This is a genomic window from Microbacterium sp. CPCC 204701, from assembly GCF_004010105.1.
Taxonomy (GTDB): domain Bacteria; phylum Actinomycetota; class Actinomycetes; order Actinomycetales; family Microbacteriaceae; genus Microbacterium.
In genome coordinates, this window is record NZ_RRYE01000249.1 from 1 (window position 1) to 4,600 (window position 4,600).

At 69.0% G+C, this 4,600-nt stretch carries 4 protein-coding genes; 1 reads left to right on the plus strand and 3 read right to left on the minus strand.

Annotated elements, in window-relative coordinates; translation table 11 throughout:
• From EIO58_RS13115 to EIO58_RS13125, 3 genes are all read right to left on the minus strand, one after another.
• Window positions 1–491: ABC transporter ATP-binding protein (locus EIO58_RS13115; RefSeq protein ID WP_164861690.1), on the minus strand; the 491-nt coding region annotated here is incomplete at its 3' end.
• Window positions 488–1,105: a PadR family transcriptional regulator gene (locus EIO58_RS13120; RefSeq protein ID WP_127819917.1), complete on the minus strand. Its 618-nt coding sequence runs from the start codon at window positions 1,103–1,105 to the stop codon at window positions 488–490. The genes EIO58_RS13115 and EIO58_RS13120, both read right to left, overlap by 4 nt.
• A 105-nt stretch (window positions 1,106–1,210) precedes the next feature.
• The gene (locus tag EIO58_RS13125; RefSeq protein WP_127819918.1) at window positions 1,211–1,786 is read right to left on the minus strand and encodes a hypothetical protein; all 576 of its coding nucleotides are present in this window, start codon (window positions 1,784–1,786) and stop codon (window positions 1,211–1,213) included.
• Between the two features lie 137 nt (window positions 1,787–1,923).
• Between EIO58_RS13125 and secA the strand changes: the two genes are divergently transcribed.
• On the plus strand, window positions 1,924–4,600 hold a 2,677-nt coding region (gene secA, locus EIO58_RS13130), incomplete at its 3' end, for a preprotein translocase subunit SecA (protein ID WP_127819919.1).

The following is a 4,600-nucleotide window of genomic DNA, read 5'->3' on the forward strand; positions in this document are numbered from 1 at the left end:
CGCCCGCCGACGACCGCCCGCGCGATCGCGACGCGCTGCTGCTGACCGCCCGACAGGTCGTCGGGATACGCGTCCGCCTTCTCGGCGAGCCCCACCGAGGCGAGGGCGTCGCGGCCGGCGCGGCGCGCGACACGCGCGCGGAAGCCGTCGAGTTCCAGGGGCAGCGTGACGTTCTCGAGGGCGGTCAGCGTCGGGATGAGGTTGAAGTCCTGGAAGACGAACCCGAGCGACCGTCGCCGCAGCTGCGCGAGCTGCTTCGATGACTGCTCGCTGAGATACGCGCCCTCGATGACGACCTCGCCGGTCGTCGGGGTCGCGAGGCCGCCGCCGATCGACAGCAGCGTCGACTTGCCCGAGCCCGACGGGCCCATCACGGCGACGAGCTCGCCCTGCCGCACCTCGAAGTCCACGCCCGACAGCGCCGAGACGGCGGTGGCGCCGCTGCCGTACTGCTGCGTCACGCCGATGAGGCGCAGAACCGTGTCGGTCATCGCGCGGACTCCGCGACGGCGGATGCCTCGACGCGGACCGGGCGGCCGCGCTTGGGCTTGTCGGTCGAGAGCTCGAGGGCCATCGCGTGGTCGGGGTGGAGGGCGAGGCGCTGCTCGGTGTGGTCGAGCCAGCGCACTTCCGCCTCGGCCGCGAAGATCATCGAGTCGACGACCAGCGACCATGCGAGCTCTTCGGGTCCGTCGGGGTTCGCTCCGGCGTACTTGGCGCGGTTGAGCTCCTGGAGCTGGGCGAGCGAGGCGCGCCGCTGCGTCTGGATGATGTCGGCGACCGCGACGCCCGGCAGCGTGGCGGCGACTGCGAGCTTGATCGCGAGCTCGTCGCGCGTGCCCTGCGAACGCTGGACCGGAGAGGCCAGCCACTCCCGCACCTCGGCAGAGCCGGAATGCGTGATCTGCCAGTACACGTGCCCGTGCTCGTCGATGTCGCGCTTCTCGACGAGGCCGTCGCGATCGAGGCGGTCGAGCGTGTTGTAGATCTGCCCGACGTTGAGGGGCCACGTGGAGCCCGTGCGGCGGTCGAACTCCGCGCGCAGCTGATAGCCGTAGCACGGCCCCTGGTCGAGGATCGCAAGCAGACTCTGACGTACCGACATCGGACATCTCCTGGGGCTATACCGAGTATGTAGTTTCCGAGTATATACATACCGGGAAAAGCCACGGATGCTGCGGCCGCGGCGCGCCGCGGGAGCGAGCGAAGGTCAGTCGACCGGGGTGAACTCTGCGAGCGCCTCGCCCACACCGGGCTTGGGAAGTCCGCAGCCGTCGGCCGGGTACGCGGGGCGGATCGCCCAGCCCTCGTCGTCGACGAGCCAGACGTCGGGCACGACCACGCCGATCGCGCTGCACGGTCCGGGCCATTTCGGGTCGCTGGGCTCGGCGAACGCCGCCAGAAGAGCGGACAAGTCGCCCTCGAGCCGACGTGCCTCGAGCGGCGCCGGATCCGGAGCCGGCTCGGCGGCGGGCGGCGGCGTCTCGGCGAGCTGCTCGGGGTCGGCCAGCATCAGGGGCGGGTCGGGAGTCGGTGCCGGTGCGAGTTCGAGCACCGGGTCGCACACGTAGACGGCGACCGGTTCGAAGTCGGCGGGGATGGCGCCCCACCCGAGGTCCCACTCCGCGGAGCAGTCCACCGCGGCGGCCGCGTCCGACGGCGGTGGGAGCGGCACTGCCCAGGGAGGCGACGAGCATGCGGTGACCGCGAGAGCGCTCGCCCCGGTCAGCGCGGCGGCCCACGCACGCGGCATCCGTCGTCGGCTTGGCACCTCGGTTGCCGCCATGACTCCATGCTGGACCACATCCAGCGCACACCAAGGTCACGGGTGGATAACATAGGCAGGTATGCCTGGGGCGATGCGCCCGGGGCGGCACCGGCGCCGACGCGCCGCACCCGACTGCCTGAAGATGGAGACACTCCGTGGCCAACCCCCTCGAGAAACTGCTTCGCGCTGGTGAGGGTCGCATCCTCCGGCGGCTCCAGCAGGTCGTGAAGGCCGTAGGTGCCCTCGAAGAGGACTACGAGCAGCTCACTGACGAAGAGCTCCGGGGCGAGACCGCCGAGCTGCGGGCCCGCCATGAGGCAGGCGCGAGCCTCGACCAACTGATGCCCGAGGCGTTCGCCGCCGTCCGCGAGGCGGCCAAGCGCACGCTCGGCCAGCGCGCGTACGACGTGCAGCTCATGGGTGGGGCAGCGCTTCATCTCGGCAACATCGCCGAGATGAAGACCGGTGAAGGCAAGACGCTCACGGCCGCCTTCCCGGTGTACCTGAACGCGATCGCGGGCAAGGGCGTGCACGTCGTCACGGTCAACGACTTCCTCGCGTCGTACCAGTCCGAGCTCATGGGCCGCATCTACCGGGCGCTCGGCATGACGACGGGCAACATCGTCGCGGGGCAGACGCCCGAGGTGAGGCGCCAGCAGTACAACGCCGACATCACCTACGGCACAAACAACGAGTTCGGCTTCGACTACCTGCGCGACAACATGGCGTGGCGCAAGGAGGATCTGGTCCAGCGCGGCCACTTCTTCGCGATCGTCGACGAGGTCGACTCCATCCTCATCGACGAGGCCCGCACGCCGCTGATCATCTCGGGCCCGTCGTCGGGTGAGGCGAACCGCTGGTTCGTGGAGTTCGCGAAGATCGCCAAGACCCTCGAGGTCGGCGTCGACTACGAGGTCGACGAGAAGAAGCGCACGATCGGCGTGCTCGAGCCGGGCATCGAGAAGGTCGAGGACTACCTCGGCATCGACAACCTCTACGAATCGGCCAACACGCCCCTCATCTCGTTCCTGAACAACTCGATCAAGGCGCTCGCGCTGTTCAAGCGCGACTCGGACTACGTCGTCATGAACGACGAGGTCATGATCGTCGACGAGCACACCGGCCGCATCCTGGTCGGCCGCCGCTACAACGAGGGCATCCACCAGGCCATCGAGGCGAAGGAGGGCGTGCCGGTCAAGGCCGAGAACCAGACGCTCGCGACCGTCACGCTGCAGAACTACTTCCGCCTGTACGACAAGCTCGCCGGCATGACCGGCACCGCCGAGACCGAGGCGGCCGAGTTCATGTCGACCTACAAGCTGGGCGTCGTCACCATCCCGACGAACAGGCCGATGATCCGCAAGGACATGCCCGATCTCGTCTACAAGAACGAGGAGGCGAAGTTCGCGCAGGTGGTCGAAGACATCGTCGCGCGCCACGCGAAGGGGCAGCCGGTCCTCGTCGGCACGGTCAGCGTCGAGAAGAGCGAGTACCTCTCGCGACTGCTCGCGAAGAAGGGCGTCAAGCACGAGGTCCTGAACGCGAAGAACCACGCGCGCGAGGCCGAGATCGTCGCTCGCGCAGGACGTCTGGGCGCCGTCACCGTCGCCACGAACATGGCCGGGCGCGGCACCGACATCATGCTCGGCGGCAACGCCGAGTTCCTCGCCGTGCAGGAGATGAAGGCGAAGGGCCTCGACACGGTCGAGACGCCCGACGAGTACGAGGCCGAATGGGACGCCGTCTACGAGGCGGTGCGCGACCGTGTGGCCGAAGAGGCCGCCAAGGTGATCGATGCCGGCGGCCTCTACGTGCTCGGCACAGAGCGCCACGAGTCGCGCCGCATCGACAACCAGCTGCGCGGTCGCTCGGGCCGCCAGGGCGACCCGGGCGAAAGCCGGTTCTACCTGTCGCTCACCGACGACCTCATGCGGCTGTTCCAGTCCGGCGCCGCCGAGGCGATCCTGGCTCGCACGAACTTCCCCGACGACGTCGCGATCGAGTCCGGCATGGTGACGCGCGCCATCAAGTCCGCGCAGAGCCAGGTCGAGGCCCGCAACGCCGAGATCCGCAAGAACGTCCTCAAGTACGACGACGTGCTCAACCGGCAGCGCGAGGCCATCTACTCCGACCGCCGCCACATCCTGCACGGCGATGACATCGCCGACCGTGTGCAGCACTTCATCGAAGACGCCATCAACGCCGTCATCGACGACCACACCGGCTCGGGTCACAGCGAGAACTGGGACTTCGACGCACTGTGGACCGAACTCAAGACCCTGTACCCGGTGGGCGTGACCATCGACGAGGTCGTGGCAGAGGCATCCGGTCGCAAGGGCGGCATCACCGCCGAGGGGCTCAAGCGCGAGATCCTCTCGGACGCGCGCATCGCCTACGAGAAGCGGCAGGAGTCGCTCGGTGAGGCGGCGACCCGCGAGCTCGAGCGCCGCGTGGTGCTGCAGGTGCTCGACCGTCGCTGGCGCGACCACCTCTACGAGATGGACTACCTCAAGGACGGCATCGGCCTGCGAGCCATGGCCCAGCGCGACCCGCTCATCGAGTACCAGCGCGAGGGGTACCAGATGTTCCAGGCGATGATGGGGCAGATCAAGGAGGAGTCGGTCGGCTACCTCTACAACCTCGAGGTCGAGGTCCGTCGCCAGGGCGAGGGCGAGGCGGTCACGCAGGTCGAGGCCAAGGGCCTGGGCGCGCAGCCGGTCGAGACGCAGCGACTGCAGTACTCGGCATCCAACGACGCCGGCGAGGTCGAGGTGCGCAACGAGCGCGGGCAGGTGCAGCAGGCGGCCACGACGCGGCTGCGTCAGGCCGCCG

What these genes read in the sequence shown, in the direction of transcription:
- EIO58_RS13125 (WP_127819918.1), bottom strand. Translation starts at nt 1,786, where the DNA reads ATGGCGGCAACCGAGGTGCCAAGCCGACGACGGATGCCGCGTGCGTGG.
- EIO58_RS13120 (WP_127819917.1), bottom strand. Translation starts at nt 1,105, where the DNA reads ATGTCGGTACGTCAGAGTCTGCTTGCGATCCTCGACCAGGGGCCGTGC.